The following is a 15,146-nucleotide window of genomic DNA, read 5'->3' on the forward strand; positions in this document are numbered from 1 at the left end:
CCGATGAAAGAATGATTATTCATCGGTTTTTTCTTTTGAATCTTACAAACTTGTTAGATAAATGTTAGGGAAATCGATATGAGACATACTATATATAGGTTACACTTCATGTATCGAAAAGAGAAATGGAAGGTGAAATACTTGTGGAGATACTACATGTTTCAGATTTAGGGAAAGTTTATCCTGGGAAAATTTCATATACAGCATTATCCCATATTGATTTAAAAATAAACAAAGGTGAATTTGTAGGAATTATGGGGCCATCTGGGAGTGGTAAAACAACGCTATTAAATATGGTGTCTACTATAGATGCTCCAACATCAGGAGAAGTATTAATTCATGGAGAAAATCCATATCTGTTATCTCCAGATCAGTTGTCTTTATTTCGGAGACGTGAATTAGGGTTTGTTTTTCAATCATTTAATCTCCTTAATACATTGACAGTGAAAGAAAATATTGTTCTTCCACTTACGCTTGATGGTGTAAATCCTAGAGAAATGGAAAGGAAAGTGGAAGCTATTGCTGAAAAACTTGGGATAACTGAAATATTAGATAAACGTACGTATGAAATTTCTGGGGGACAAGCACAAAGAACCGCAATCGCGCGTGCTACTATTCATAATCCAAAATTATTACTTGCAGATGAACCTACAGGAAATCTGGATTCAAAATCAGCGCGTGATGTGATGGAACTATTGACAAGGCTTAATAAAGAAAATAGCACAACGATGATGTTAGTGACACATGATGCAATGGCTGCAAGTTATTGTGATCGAATTGTGTTTATCAAAGATGGACAGTTATACAATGAGATTTATTGTGGAGATAATCGCAAAGTATTCTATCAAAAAATTCTAGAGGTTTTAGCATTGTTAGGAGGAAATGCAAATGACTTTTCGACAGTTCGCGTTTAATAACGTCATTCGAAGTAAACGAACATATTTGGCTCATTTTTTAAGTAGTACGTTTGCTATTATGATTTTCTTTACTTATGCATTACTTGCATTTCATCCTAATTTACAAGGCGATCTTGCTACCAGTGTAACAATCAATACAGTTGCAAAGTCAGGATTACAGATATCGCAGGGGTTAATATTTTTCTTCTCATTCTTCTTTATCCTATATTCTGTAAGTGCATTTTTAAAAACAAGAAAAAAAGATTTTGGAATTCTAATGCTACATGGGATGTCACGTTCACAGTTGAATAAATTAGTATTTATTGAAAATATAATAATTGGTATCGCTTCTATTTTAACAGGAATTACAATTGGAATGGCGTTCTCTAAGTTTATCTTAATTATGAGCAACAATCTGTTAATAATTGATAAAGGACTCCCATTTTACATGCCCTTTAAAGCAATTGGAATAACATTTGGAGCTTTCTTCTTACTATTTTTATTTATTTCACTTTTCACTACTCGACTAGTAAATGTAGAGCAATTAGTAGAATTAATAAAAGCAGAGGAAAAGCCAAAGCCTGAACCAAAAGCATCCTTTTGGCTATCTTTATTCGCACTTATTTGTATGGGATTAGGATATACGGCTGTTTTCCATAGTATTAACGCAATTCAGTACAAGGGTTCGAATTATGTATTATTCATGATGGGGGCAGGGGGGAGCTTTGTTGTACTTGGAACGTACTTCTTATTTACCCAGCTCAGTGTGTATGTGTTACGTGCATTAAAGAAAAGGGAAAATATTTTCTTTAAGAAAACAAACATACTAACCATCTCAGATTTAGTGTATCAATTAAAAGATAATGCAAAAATGTTTTTTATGGTCACTATTATTTCTACCGTTGCCTTCACTGCAGTGGGGACTTGTATGGGATTAGGCAACTCATCCATGGCTGAATCGGAAAGTCCTTTTGCATTTTCTTATCAGTCTTATAATAATAACCATTTAGAAAAAGAACATTTAAAAAAAATAGAAAGCGAACTCCATGATGGTGAGTTTAATTTCAAACAGGTGACTTATTCAATAAAACAAATTCGAGATACTCTCTATAACAGTAATTTATTATCAACCGTTATAAAATTAAGTGATTATAATAAGTTAGCTAAGGCATTTGGTTTTGAAAAAGAAAGCTTAAAAGATGAAAATGATAGTGTTGTCATACCTTCAAGAAAAGTTGCTAATACAAAATCTAATCAAAATAACTTTCAATTGTTGTATAGAGATATAAAAAAAGATATGCATGTAAATAAAATACTTACTCCGAAAGAATTACAAGATACAAGAGTAACGATAATTATTGTACCAGACGCTGTATATAATCAAATGATACCGGATCCAGAGAATTACTATTTTGAAAACACTATTAATGGTTTTATTGTGCAAGATTGGGAGAAAACAAAAAAAGTTGCGGAAAATATTGTAGCTGCTTTTCAGAAGGATAATAAAGGTATAAATGAGCATATAGTAGACAGCGAAAAATATACATTTTCGGCTTTAATTCTTACATGGATAGAGATGAGGCAAGGGTTTGGACTTGCATCTATCATGAGTGTATTAATAGGCATTGTTTTCTTTACGTTTGCCGCAAGCTTTTTATATTTCCGGTTATACACAGACTTAGAACGAAATCAGCAGCAATATAAAATGATAGCAAAGGTCGGTTTAAGCAAACCGGAATTAAAGAAAGTTGTGTCACGTCAACTTACATTGTTATTCTTTTTACCAATTTCAATAGCGATTACACATAGTACGGTTGCTTTTATGGCCTTACAAAAGTTAGCCAATTTTTCAGTCTTGGGTAGTTCAGTTATGGTATTAATTTGTTTCTTAGTTTTGCAAATTATATACTTTTACTTTGTTCGTTCTCAATACTTGAAAAAAATGTATAAAACGATTTTTTAATTCAAAAATAATTAAAAGAAGGAGAATATAGGTTGAAAAAAAGACTAAGATTATTAATAGTAGCAGGTATTTCTATTACCATGTTAGGAGCATGTTCATTATTTGGTGCAAAAGATTCTCCAGCAAATGGACTTGCAATAGAGGTTGGCGAGATAGACGAACAAACTAGAAATTCTATAATAGATTTATACAAAGATATAACTATATCAAAAGACTTATATGCAATAAAAAAAGGGACCATAGAAAATAAAAAACACAACATAAAGCTCCCAACGAATTTTGGGGATTCTAATAATAGTGAAGTGCTATTTATAAGTAAAACAACTGCTGAAAAAATGAATAAAAAAGGGCTTATACGTGAGAGAGATAATAATAGTGGACTCACATCTTCAATTCCCCTGGATTCTTTACCCAAAATAAAAAAAGATGAAATTATTTTATTTGCAAATAAAGAATATAAAGACTTGAAAGAACTAACATTTGATGAGAAAAAAATGAATGTTCAATATAAAGGGGATGTATGGCTATCTCCATATCGTGGTGGATCCAACGTGATCCTATTAATTGTAGATGATACATTATTTAAAGAAATAAATGGGAAAGAAAAAACAAGACAATTTCTATCTTTTAATAAATCTTTTGGGAATCTTAATTTAGTCAATCAAGGGAAAGCACCCGAATTAAGAAAGGAAATAGATAAAGTGAATACGGCTTTAGGCACTGAGGACAAGAGAGCCGTCAATTTTGTAAATATTACAGAAAAGTAAAAAATTACGTCTATATGGATAGAACCAGCACCTTCTATATTTATTGATATTTTGTAATATTGAAAAATATAGAAGGTGCTTATTTACCTTGGAGCTGAAATGAAATTCGTTTTACTTAATTTAAAATTTTGCAATAGAATTATTCTAGCAAATAACTTTTTATGATTTACTACTTTATACGGAATTGCATCGTTAAGATGTATCTCACAAATAATTTTTCCAACAGATCATGGATGTGATGTTTAATATTTCTGTTGGTATAACAAATAATATTATTTAATATTGTTCATCGGAATATAAAACGAAATTTTAAAGAGTATCTAAATATATCAAAATAGAACGAATTCAAAATTTTATACTCAATCAAAAAAATTTATAATACACGATATTCGAAACGCTCAATGGATACGGATTTAATTTGGGGACAAGCGAGATACGTGTAAAAATATGTTATAGACTTACTTTTATTATGAATTAGATTTTATACTTTTAGAGAGCGCCATATATGCTCACTTAATGAAAATATCCTTTGTAAACTACGTATTTCCCTCTATTCCTGCAATATGTTTTTTTATTACACCTTCTATATTGCAATTTAAAAAGCAGAATGTATGTCTCGATCTACATATCAGGTGATTGGCATGGAATAACTGCTTTAGAGTTGATTCCAATAGGAATCAATATCTAATTTTGTTTTTTATTATTTGTACTAGAATCAATTATGAAATAATCTCCCCATTATGGTTTGGTTTTTATAGATTATCTTAAGAAAAATTAAGAAATATAATCAGTAGTTCTTAATATGTTTTATTTATAATTCAAATGATTACACAAAATTGTTTCTTCATTCTAAAACCGTAAATTTCTAAGTGTACAAGGGTGTTTTTAGCTTATGGGACTAAAATAATTTGAATAATATTTTATATTCTAACATGGAGGAGACCCAGGAAACTGATTTTAATGTAAAAGTTCATTTTATTACATAAGGTAAATGCAAAATTAATTAAATAGCAGTTTATTTTAAAGAAATGTAAAACGGATAATGAAAAAACAAACGTAGGAGGATATATATGATAAAACCAGTTGTAGATGTAAAAAACATTCAAAAAGTGTACGGTAAATAAGGTGAGAATCAATCACATGTGTTAAAAATTGTATCATTCTCAATTCAAGAGGGCGAGTTTGTAAGAATTATGGGGCCATCTGGTTCTGGTAAAACAACAATATTAAATGTAATTTCGACACTTGATAAAGCAGCGTTATTAAAATTGGAGGAACGGATATTACGAAAATGAAGCAAGGTGAGCTTTCAGATTTCCGTACGTAAAAGTTAGGATTCATTTTCTAAGACTTTAATTTATTAGAGAATTTATCTATTTACGAAAACATTGTACTTCCACTTTCCCTTAAAGGTGTTCCATCACGAAATATTGGGCCGAAAGTAGAAAAGGTAGCTGATATGTTAGGAATTTTAGCAATACTTCAAAAGTATCCATCTGAAGTATCTGGTGGACAAAAACAGCGTTCAGCAGTATGTGCACTTGTGCATGAGCCGGCCATTATAAAGTTTATAAAGGATGCAGCAATGATTCTTTTTTTGTGAGATGGCGAAAAGGGATTTTTTATGTGCAATTTACTATAAGGAGTTAGATTTCTGTATAGTTTTTATTTGCAATTCATTGTGTTTTCTTAACAAAACACCTAGTGCTTTCTTATCTTAAAGGGGAACATATTTATTATTTAGATTGTCTATTACATGTATTACTAAAAATGGATATTCAAATTAAATACAATAAATCCCGTTTGATACCTATTTTTATGTATTACAAAAGTATGAAAGGACTTATTATTTTGAAAAATAAAAGGATGTGTATTGGTGATGGACAAGTTTAATACTTTTACAGATGAAGCATTGCAAGTGGAAACGAAAAAGACATAACTCAAACAGTAGCTTATCAATCATACAAACGTAGGAGGATATATATGACGAAACCAGTTGTAAACGTGAAAAACGTTCAAAAAGTGTACGGTAAAAAAGGTGAGAATCAATCACACGCATTAAAAGGTGTTTCATTCTCGATTCAAGAGGGGGAGTTTGTCGGTATTATGGGGCCATCTGGTTCTGGCAAAACAACATTATTAAATGTAATTTCGACACTTGATAAAGCGACAGGTGGTGTTATTGAAATTGCAGGAACGGATATTACGAAAATGAAACAAGGTGAGCTTTCAGATTTCCGTTCACAAAAATTAGGGTTCATTTTCCAAGATTTTAACTTATTAGAGAACTTATCTATTTATGAAAACATTGCACTTCCACTCTCCCTTAAAGGTGTTCCATCACGAAATATTGGGCCGAAAGTAGAAAAGGTAGCTGATATGTTAGGAATTTCAGCAATACTTCAAAAGTATCCATCTGAAGTATCTGGTGGACAGAAACAGCGTTCAGCAGCAGCACGTGCACTTGTGCATGAGCCGGCAATTATCTTAGGGGACGAACCAACAGGAGCTCTTGATTCTAAAAATGCAACGAGTTTACTTGATGCCATGACAAGCTTAAATAAAGAGCAAGGTGTATCTATTATGATGGTTACACATGATCCGTACAGTGCAAGTTACTGTCAGCGTATTTTATTCATTCAAGATGGTGAGCTATATAAAGAAATTCATCGCGGTGGTATACGTGAAGAGTTCTATAAAGAAATTTTAGACGTACTTGCAGATTTAGGCACACAAAAAGCGTAAGAAAAGGGGTTTGGGCATGTTATTTAAACTTTCCATGTCAGGGTTAAAAAGTAAGTTACAAGATTATATTGTCTTACTTGTTGGTCTTATTGTATCTATTTCAATTTTCTATATGTTTCAAACGCTAGCACTAAATAAAGGGTTCCTTGAATCTAATGCACATGTGGGTCCTATTGTATATATATTCCACATTGGTTCCTTTTTATTAGCAATTGTAACATTTTTTTATATTTTATATGCAAACTCTTTCTTATTATCTCTTCGTCAAAAAGAGTTTGGCATGTACATGATGTTAGGAGCAAAAAAGCATAAAGTTACCTTACTTATGTTTATCGAAACAATCGTATTAGGTGCCGCATCTCTTGTAATCGGAATTGCAGTTGGTGTAGGACTTGCAGAGGGTATCGGTCGGTTATTAATGAAACAATTGGAGTTAACTGGAGAAGGTTACAAAGCTTTGTACATTCCATCTATGGTTGTTACTTGCATCTTCTTCTTTGCATTATTTGTACTATCAGCAAGTATGAATAGTATTAAATTATCACGTATTTCTGTATTACAACTTGTACATGCAGATGCACAAACAGAGCATGTCGCGGTAAAAGGAAAAATGGCAGCTGTAGTTGCATTCCTTGGTCTGATTTTGCTAGGTATTGGTTATGCATCACTGATCTATATACCACATGAAAAAGATCTAGGAACCGTTCCTAAATTAATGGCTCTTGGATTAATCACAGCAACAGTTAGTACTTACATGTTATTTGGATCACTTCTCCCAGTTATGATTAGAAAGTTAAAGAGTAATAAAAAACGTAGTGAAAAAGGGCTTAATGCTTTTACTTTTGCTCAATTAAACTTCCGTATTAATGGCCTAACAAATGTGCTTGCAACGGTAGCAATTCTAGTGGCTCTTGGCGCTGGTGGAATTGCGTGTGGTCTGGCATTTAAAAACGACGTTCTAAAGCAGACTGATAAAGGAACAATTTACGATTCGGTAGTTCATAATCCAACAGCGGAAGAAAAGGACATTTTGAGTGGTATCTTATTCCAAGAGAATCTTGAATATTGCTACAAAGTAGATGATAAGTATGTTTATTATATAAAAGAAGATTTAGAGAAAAATCGTCCTTTAGTAAAAGATAGAAAAAATGGGAAGACGCTGAAAGTTTCAGAGAAAATTCCCATGGATGCATTTGCCTTGTCAAGACAATGGGGTAAAGATGATGGGAAACCAAAACAATGGAGCGACGCTTTCCAAACAATCCAGCCAATGTATATGTATCCTGATCATAAAGTGAAAATTGTCGATCAAAACATATACGATAGTATGAAAGGTACAAAAAATACGGTGTTTATTGGGAAGACAGATGATTTTGGATCATACATAAAAGAATGGAAAAAACTTGATGAATTACAGGTAGCGAAATATAAAAATGTGAAAGCGGAAGAACTGGATAGTAAGTATCAAACATATAATATGAATCATGGTTTTGCCAGCGGACTAATGTTTATGGGTTTCTTCGTTGGAATTGCGTTCTTAGCAATGATGGCGAGTTGCTTAATGTTTAAAATTCTATCTGGTGCATCCAAAGATAATACACGTTATCAAATGCTTCGTAAAATCGGTGTTCGCCGGGAGTTATTAATACAATCGATTTATAAGGAGTTATTCTTTGTATTTTTAGTCCCAGCAATTGTGGGTATTGCTCACATATTAGTTGGTATGAACATGTTTGGTCCTCTTTTAATTGATCCGTACTTTCGTATTTGGTTACCAATTGTTATTTTTGTAGTGATTTACTCGATTTACTACTTGATTACAGTTCAATTGTATAAAGGAATTGTACTTCCGAAAGAAAATTAATGTAATAATGTTATGTATACTAAGTATCAACATAATTGGCCCCCGTATGATGAAGTGAAAAAATACTATGTAAGCAAAATAGAAAGTGAATTTGAGATACAAATATGCAGCAATGAGCGGCAGAAAGTGTTAGAAGAAAAGTAAATACAAGTAGGGGTCGCATTTCATGTATAACTTACAAGAAGTTATGTATGAGCAATTAAAAGAGAAAAATACTATTCTTTCTATATCTTAATAATGAAGGGAAATGAAGAGGCAAGATAGCATCGTTCCTACATTGAGTACTACTTTAACCTCATTTGTAGGAACTCTTGCACTATCCCATTACAATAAAATTGAATAATCATCCAATATTAATTGTTAACTATAATCAAAATTTTGATAGGATGGAATAATTATCAAAATAATATCTTGTATTCATTGTATTTATTATAGCTATTATTTAAAATTGGGTCTGCACCAAAAGAGTGTTAATAAACATAAAACTTGTAAACCTTATTCATCATAAGGATTATCGTTTTAGAAAAGGAGTGTATGTTGAAAAAATTTTTAAAGGTAATTTTAATCTTATTAGTAATATTTATAGGAATTATGTTGGGAAGCATAATTTTAAATAAAACATATCATACAGAGTTTAAGTCTTTAGATAACACGGATCAAAACATGTTAAAAGAATTATCTACTATTTATAAGAGCTTCGAAGAATCGAGTGATAAACTTTGGAATGAAGATTATCGCTTCGAAAAAATGCCATTGGTTCTGATACGTAGTAATAAAGACGGGGGATTCTTTAGACAAGAAGCTTATGCAGTTAATGTACCGGGATTAGAAAATAGTATTTTTGCAAAGGAAATAAAAGTCTCAAATTCTCTGCATCTACCTAAAATCTATCGCTTAACTCGTTTTGATTTTAGAACTATTTCTACCTGGATTCCTTGGAACTTTGGGATAATAAATATTAACGATATGGATGTGTTTTATTTGAAATATTATCCTAAAATGTTTAGTAATCCAGATTTATATTTTGATTTTTCGTCTTTCTTATTACATGAAGCTTTTCATGCTTATAAACAAAAAGATTGGACATATGATGCAAATGATGGAGAGTCTATTCACGAATATCCGATTAATAAAGAAAATTACGCGCTAATGGGATTAGAATTTAAGCTATTAGATAAAGCAATGATTGATACGAACTCAGAAAGTATTAATCAGGCATTATATGATTGGACAATTGTACGTAACTATCGCTATAAAAAATGGCCTCAATTAATTGGAGAAACAAAAACTGAAGCAATAGAAGGTTCAGCACGATACTTAGAGTATCGTTATAGTAAGTTAACTGGTGGAAATCTTATGGTACTTGCAAAGAAACAGAAGCCATATCATGTTACTTTTATGGAGGCGTTCAACTTCGTTGCTAATGGACAGGCAGAATCTCCAAGGTTTTTAGAGCGGAATATGAGATATGAGACTGGTTCAGCCCTTGAATTAAGCATGGACAAAGCAAATATTCCATGGAAAGAAGCTATTGAAGATAGTGCAACCAAACAAGGAAAGACACCATATGAAGTATTAAATACGTACTTTAATATAAATAATACGCCCACAATTGAAAATAAAATCAAAGAAATTAAAGAGAACAATGACTATGAAACACTTTTAGAACAAGGAGAAAAACTGGTGAAAATAAGATTTGAAAAAGAATTTCCTTTAAAGAGCGTATTGAAGAGGATTCTTTTTTCATTTTATAAGTTATATACACTACCGGTGTAATCAAAAAAATTTAATTAAAAGAAGGAATCTCAAAACAATTGTTTTTTATTAAAAGCTAAATTTAATGAAGAAGAAAACTTATTAATTGTAAATGGATCTAAAGAAAATTTTGAACAATATTTAAGACATTATCTTTTATACCGATTATGTTATTTTGGCGCTTTCAATTGCAAGTATATACTAAAGAGAGGATAGAAATGTACCACCTGCTTTTGCCTTTAGTTGTTTAATACGAGAAAAATGTGGAGGAATATGATGGAGTCAAAAATTCTTATTGTTGATGATGATAAAGAGATTAGAAATCTTATCTCTGTTTATTTGGAAAATGAAGGTCTGAAAACTCAAAAGGCAGAAGATGCTATTGAAGCTTTAAAATTGTTAGAAGAAAAGAAGTTCGATCTTATTATTTTAGATATTATGATGCCGAATATGGATGGTATTGAAGCTTGTATGAAGATTAGGGAAGATCGCAATATGCCTATCATTATGCTATCTGCAAAATCTGAGGATATAGACAAAATTCAGGGACTGGCCTCTGGTGCAGATGATTATTTATCAAAGCCGTTTAACCCATTGGAATTAATCGCTAGGGTAAAATCCCAATTAAGAAGGTTTAAAAAATACAATACGTCAATAGAACATAATAAAAGCATTCTAGAAATTGGTGACTTAACCGTGAATACAGATACTCGTCAAGTATGGGTAAGGGGAAAAGAAACAAGGCTAACTCCAAAAGAGTTTGATATTCTCGAACTACTTGTCCGTAACAAAGGGATTGTCCTGAGTGTTGCAAAAATATATGAATCAGTTTGGAAAGAGGTTTTTTATAAATCAGATAATACCGTCATGGTGCATATTACAAAAATAAGAGACAAAATTGAAGAGGATTCTAAACATCCCATTTATATTAAAACTGTTTGGGGAATTGGGTATAAAATATGAAGAATGTTAGTTTCAGAAATAAGATCATTATAAAACTTCTTGGTGCTGTTGCAGTTAGTTTTTTTATTTCATTTGGTTTAACAATCCTCATTTTGGTATACGTCATAGATCCATTATTTATAAAACACGAAGATTTTGGCATGTTTGAATTCAGAATGGTAATGTTGTTCTTATTCACGTTCGCAATCTTCAACTTTATAGTGATTTTTTTGATATTGGTTCGAAAGAAAATAGTATATTTGAAGCTCATTTCTGATAATGTGAATGATATTGCCAATGGAAAACTCGGTTTGACTATTGGGATTAACGGGAAGGACGAATTAACCCAACTTGCTCAAAATATTAATTATATGTCCAAGGAATTGGAGAATACATTTGAACAGGAAAGACGATTGGAACGTACAAAAAATGAACTCATAACCAACGTATCTCATGACTTACGCACACCGTTGACATCTATTATCGGCTATGTAGATTTATTAAAAAGAGGGCAATACGACAGTAAAGCACAATTACAGGAGTATCTCGAAACCACTTATTTAAAATCACAGAGATTGAAATATCTAATTGATGAACTATTTGAGTACACCCGTTTATCAGACATCGATGCTAAGTTAAACATTAATGAAGTTGATTTATCAGGTTTGTTGGAGCAAATAGTTGGAGAATATATTCCTATATTTGAAAAGACAGGTTTAAGTGTTCAAAAATCAATAACGGAAGAAACAATACCTATTTTCATGGATGTAGAAAAAATGGTACGTGTTTATGAAAATCTGTTTATGAATGCGATAAAGTACAGCATGAAACCATCCGAATTATCAATATGTCTTGAACTAATAGGTAACAAAGCAATTTTGAAAGTATCAAATAAAGTCGAGAAGCCGCCTGTTAGCGATCCTAATAAATTATTTGAAAGGTTTTTCAGGGGTGATAAGGCAAGAAAAGATGATCAAGGAAATGGACTGGGACTCGCTATCTCAAAAAGAATTGTTGAACTTCATAATGGTAATATACATGCAGAATATAAAGTAGGCTGGATGTCCTTTATTGTTGAACATCCAATTAAATAGAATGGCTTATGGAATGAAAGGTTCCATAAGCTTTTTTTAAAACTTAAGAAACTTCTTAAGCTAATAATTCAAGTAGGCCATTCATAGTAGAAATGATACTGACAAATTACTTTATTTATTACTATAAGGTGAATACTGGAATGAAGGGGAAGTTCATTGATATCTCTCCGAGTGTTTTTGCCTACAGTATATTTAAGGGGGCAATCACTCACTCGTACTTTAGCACAACAACTTAGTGCCCGTGGTATTACAGTAAATGCAATTCTCCCGGGCATAATTAATACAGAAATGAATGCCGAGACATTGGGGAATCGAGATGGACAGAAATATGCTGCAGGTTTATCGACTTTTAATAGGTGGGGAGAACCTAAGGATATAGCTGATATTGTAGGTTTTCTTTCTTCATCAGACAGTCGTTGGGTAACTGGTGAGTTAATTGATGCACCCGGTTGATCTTGCTTATAATGCTAGAGGGGGGAAATGGTTACTTTTTAAGTTGGAGATTATTGTATTTTTATATGAAAAATAGTTAAACGGATGATTACTTAATCTTGGCTAGATAGCTATGTGTGGTATCCCATGCTCAGCAAGCTAAGATTTTGAAGTATCCTCAAAATGAAAAAATAATCAAATTTCATTTTTCAATGGATAATTAATTTTTAAAAATTATACTAAAATGAAGAAAGGTTAGAAACTTTAAAAATAGCTGCAATTTTAGAGTCTGATATTTTTAATATGAGTAGAGTGATGGATATTATCACATTAATTACTGCACTGTTGATTAGTTATGTATCAGTACTAATTCCACTTCGAAAAATTCAAAAGAAAAACGTTAAAGATGTAATTAGAGAAGAATAGCGGTAGTCATAGCAATATGTGGTTCTGGTGCAAATATAGTAATTTTTGAAAAGAGACTGACAGACCCTGTCAAGTAGACAATAAGAAAAAGGCTAAGCTACCAGTGTGTTTCGATATTCAATCGGGGCACACTGGTTTTATTTTTTTATAAATGTGGAACAAATGTATTACTTACATTGTCTATTAAGTGTAATCCTAAAAAATATGAAAGTACGGATCATTTTGAAAAATACAAAGGTATTAAAAAGAGGGATGTGTGTGGGAATACGAAGTGTCAGTGCCCTAAAAGGGTTTGATGAGATGGTCTATATGAAAGCGATCCTAATGTCTTATATGTATATAGAATTTGATAACGCTGTCTATTTTTTTTGAGGATTATGTTAGAATAACGTTTTTTGAGTACAAAGATATTGGAGGTAACAAAAGTGAAAGGTATGTTTTGCAAGAGATTTATTGCAATAGTAACAGTGCTTACACTATTTTGTAGCATTGTTGTTACATCTGGAAGAGCATTAGCGGAAACAGTCCCAGTTTTAGACGTACAAGCAGGATCAGCAATTTTAGTAGAAGCGAATTCCGGAAAAATTTTATATCAGAAAAATGCAGATGAATTATTAGCAATTGCTAGTATGACAAAAATGATGAGTGAATACTTAGTCCATGAAGCGGTGGATAAAGGAAAACTTAAATGGGATCAAAAAGTTAAAGTTTCTGAATATGCATATAAGATTTCGCAAGATCGCTCATTATCAAACGTTCCATTAGAAAATGGTGGTTCTTATACGGTCAAAGAGTTATATGAGGCAATGGCAATTTACTCTGCAAACGGTGCAACAATTGCTTTAGTTGAAGAGATTGCTGGAAAAGAAGTCAATTTCGTAAAAATGATGAACGATAAGTCAAAAGAGTTTGGAATGAAAAATTATAAATTTGTAAACTCTACAGGTTTAACAAACCAAGATTTAAAAGGACATCACCCAGAAGGGACAACTCCAGACGAGAAAAATAAAATGTCTGCAAGAGATTGTGCGATTTTAGCACAACGTCTTATTCAAGATTTTCCGAAAATATTAGATACAGCAAAAATCCCCAAAAAAACATTCCAAAAGGGTGGCAAGTATCCGATTGATATGACGAACTTTAACTGGATGTTAAAAGGCTTAATTAAGCAATACGAAGGTGTTGATGGCTTGAAAACAGGAACTACTCCAGAAGCCGGAGATTGTTTCACTGGTACAGTAGAAAGAAATGGTATGCGTCTAATCTCTGTAGTGATAAAAGCAAACTCTCATACAGCACGTTTTGATGAAACAAAGAAATTATATGATTATGCATTTGCGAATTTTGAAGTGAAGAAGGTCTATGGAAAAGATTCAGTAGTTAAAGGGCATGAAACAGTACGAGTAGCAAATGCAAAGGACAAAGATGTGGTTGTTCAAACGAAGCAAGCTGTTTCACTTCCAATGCCAAAGGGCAACAAAGACGTTTATAAAAAAGAATTTAAAGTATCGAATAAAGAACAAGAAGCACCTATTAAAAAAGGCGTAACAATTAGCCAAATGATTATATCACCTAAAGATAGTACAGATCCTGGGTTTTTATCAGGTAAATCATTACAAGTAGACCTTGTAACAAAATCTGAAGTAGAACAAGCTAATTGGTTTACACGTTTAATGCGCGAAATAGGATCTTTCTTTAGAGGTATGTGGAATAGTGCGGTTGATATAGTAAAAGGCTAACTTTATAGGATAAAACTAAATATTAGCCTGAAATAAAAGATTTCAAAGTATTATAGATTCTCAAATTTGGTTCTTCGGAACTTTTGGTATTGCAATCAAGCTAAGATAAATTTGTATCCATATAATCAAAAAACGTTATTCTTTTTGTAGAAATATACAGAAAGGATGGCGTTTATTATGAATCTTTCGATTCAAAGGGTTCTGGTGCAAGGTTAGTTTAATAAAGTTACATGATGAAAAAACATTCATTATTCCATCAAGTGACAATAAAGATTGATACCTGGTACTTATTTCTGTTATTAAATTTTATAAAAATTTAATAAAATCTTTTCTTTCTATTAAATATTTTGTTTTAAATTAATTATATAAAGAAATGGAGGTCAGAAAATGAATTTTTTAAAGAAATTTAAGTATCTTTTTATAGCGTTTATTCCTATGTATATAGTTATTCTTTAATTTCAATCGAATAAAAAAGTAAGGTATTTGAGAAAAAAGTACGGTTTTAATGGGATGTACCATATGG

The 15,146-nt window shown here is 31.7% G+C and carries 9 protein-coding genes and 3 pseudogenes; all 12 read left to right on the forward strand.

Features of this window, described 5'->3' with window-relative positions; all coding sequences use genetic code 11:
• The first annotated feature begins 143 nt into the window (after positions 1–143).
• Positions 144–914, forward strand: a complete 771-nt coding sequence (locus MHI07_RS11595) for an ABC transporter ATP-binding protein (RefSeq protein ID WP_076538731.1) — start codon at positions 144–146, stop codon at positions 912–914.
• Positions 889–2,859 (forward strand): ABC transporter permease, encoded by a 1,971-nt coding sequence (locus tag MHI07_RS11600; protein ID WP_340823851.1) that lies wholly within the window; start codon positions 889–891, stop codon positions 2,857–2,859. The genes MHI07_RS11595 and MHI07_RS11600 overlap by 26 nt, the downstream gene beginning before the upstream one ends.
• A gap of 32 nt (positions 2,860–2,891) precedes the next feature.
• Positions 2,892–3,626 (forward strand): lipoprotein BA_5634 family protein, encoded by a 735-nt coding sequence (locus MHI07_RS11605; RefSeq protein ID WP_340823856.1) that lies wholly within the window; start codon positions 2,892–2,894, stop codon positions 3,624–3,626.
• Between the two features lie 1,142 nt (positions 3,627–4,768).
• Positions 4,769–5,190 (forward strand): annotated as a pseudogene (locus tag MHI07_RS11610) (ABC transporter ATP-binding protein); the annotation flags it as partial.
• A 419-nt stretch (positions 5,191–5,609) separates the two neighbouring features.
• Positions 5,610–6,371: an ABC transporter ATP-binding protein gene (locus MHI07_RS11615; RefSeq protein ID WP_340823859.1), complete on the forward strand. Its 762-nt coding sequence runs from the start codon at positions 5,610–5,612 to the stop codon at positions 6,369–6,371.
• Positions 6,372–6,387: 16 nt separating this feature from the next.
• Positions 6,388–8,235 (forward strand): ABC transporter permease, encoded by a 1,848-nt coding sequence (locus MHI07_RS11620; protein ID WP_340823861.1) that lies wholly within the window; start codon positions 6,388–6,390, stop codon positions 8,233–8,235.
• A 537-nt stretch (positions 8,236–8,772) separates the two neighbouring features.
• A pseudogene (locus MHI07_RS11625) lies at positions 8,773–9,936 on the forward strand (hypothetical protein); the annotation flags it as partial.
• A gap of 330 nt (positions 9,937–10,266) precedes the next feature.
• The gene (locus MHI07_RS11630) at positions 10,267–10,953 is read left to right on the forward strand and encodes a response regulator transcription factor (RefSeq protein ID WP_215581741.1); all 687 of its coding nucleotides are present in this window, start codon (positions 10,267–10,269) and stop codon (positions 10,951–10,953) included.
• Positions 10,950–12,026, forward strand: a complete 1,077-nt coding sequence (locus tag MHI07_RS11635; RefSeq protein ID WP_215581744.1) for a sensor histidine kinase — start codon at positions 10,950–10,952, stop codon at positions 12,024–12,026. The genes MHI07_RS11630 and MHI07_RS11635 overlap by 4 nt, the downstream gene beginning before the upstream one ends.
• Before the next feature lie 164 nt (positions 12,027–12,190).
• A pseudogene (locus MHI07_RS11640) lies at positions 12,191–12,479 on the forward strand (SDR family oxidoreductase); the annotation flags it as partial.
• A gap of 282 nt (positions 12,480–12,761) precedes the next feature.
• Positions 12,762–12,884 carry a hypothetical protein gene (locus MHI07_RS11645; RefSeq protein WP_286675246.1) on the forward strand — a complete coding sequence of 41 codons (123 nt, stop codon included), beginning with the start codon at positions 12,762–12,764 and terminating at the stop codon, positions 12,882–12,884.
• A 425-nt stretch (positions 12,885–13,309) separates the two neighbouring features.
• The gene (locus MHI07_RS11650; RefSeq protein ID WP_286675239.1) at positions 13,310–14,623 is read left to right on the forward strand and encodes a D-alanyl-D-alanine carboxypeptidase family protein; all 1,314 of its coding nucleotides are present in this window, start codon (positions 13,310–13,312) and stop codon (positions 14,621–14,623) included.
• Positions 14,624–15,146: the final 523 nt, after the last annotated feature.

It is taken from the genome of Bacillus sp. FSL H8-0545 (genome assembly GCF_038006105.1).
In the GTDB taxonomy this organism is placed as follows: domain Bacteria; phylum Bacillota; class Bacilli; order Bacillales; family Bacillaceae_G; genus Bacillus_A; species Bacillus_A cereus_U.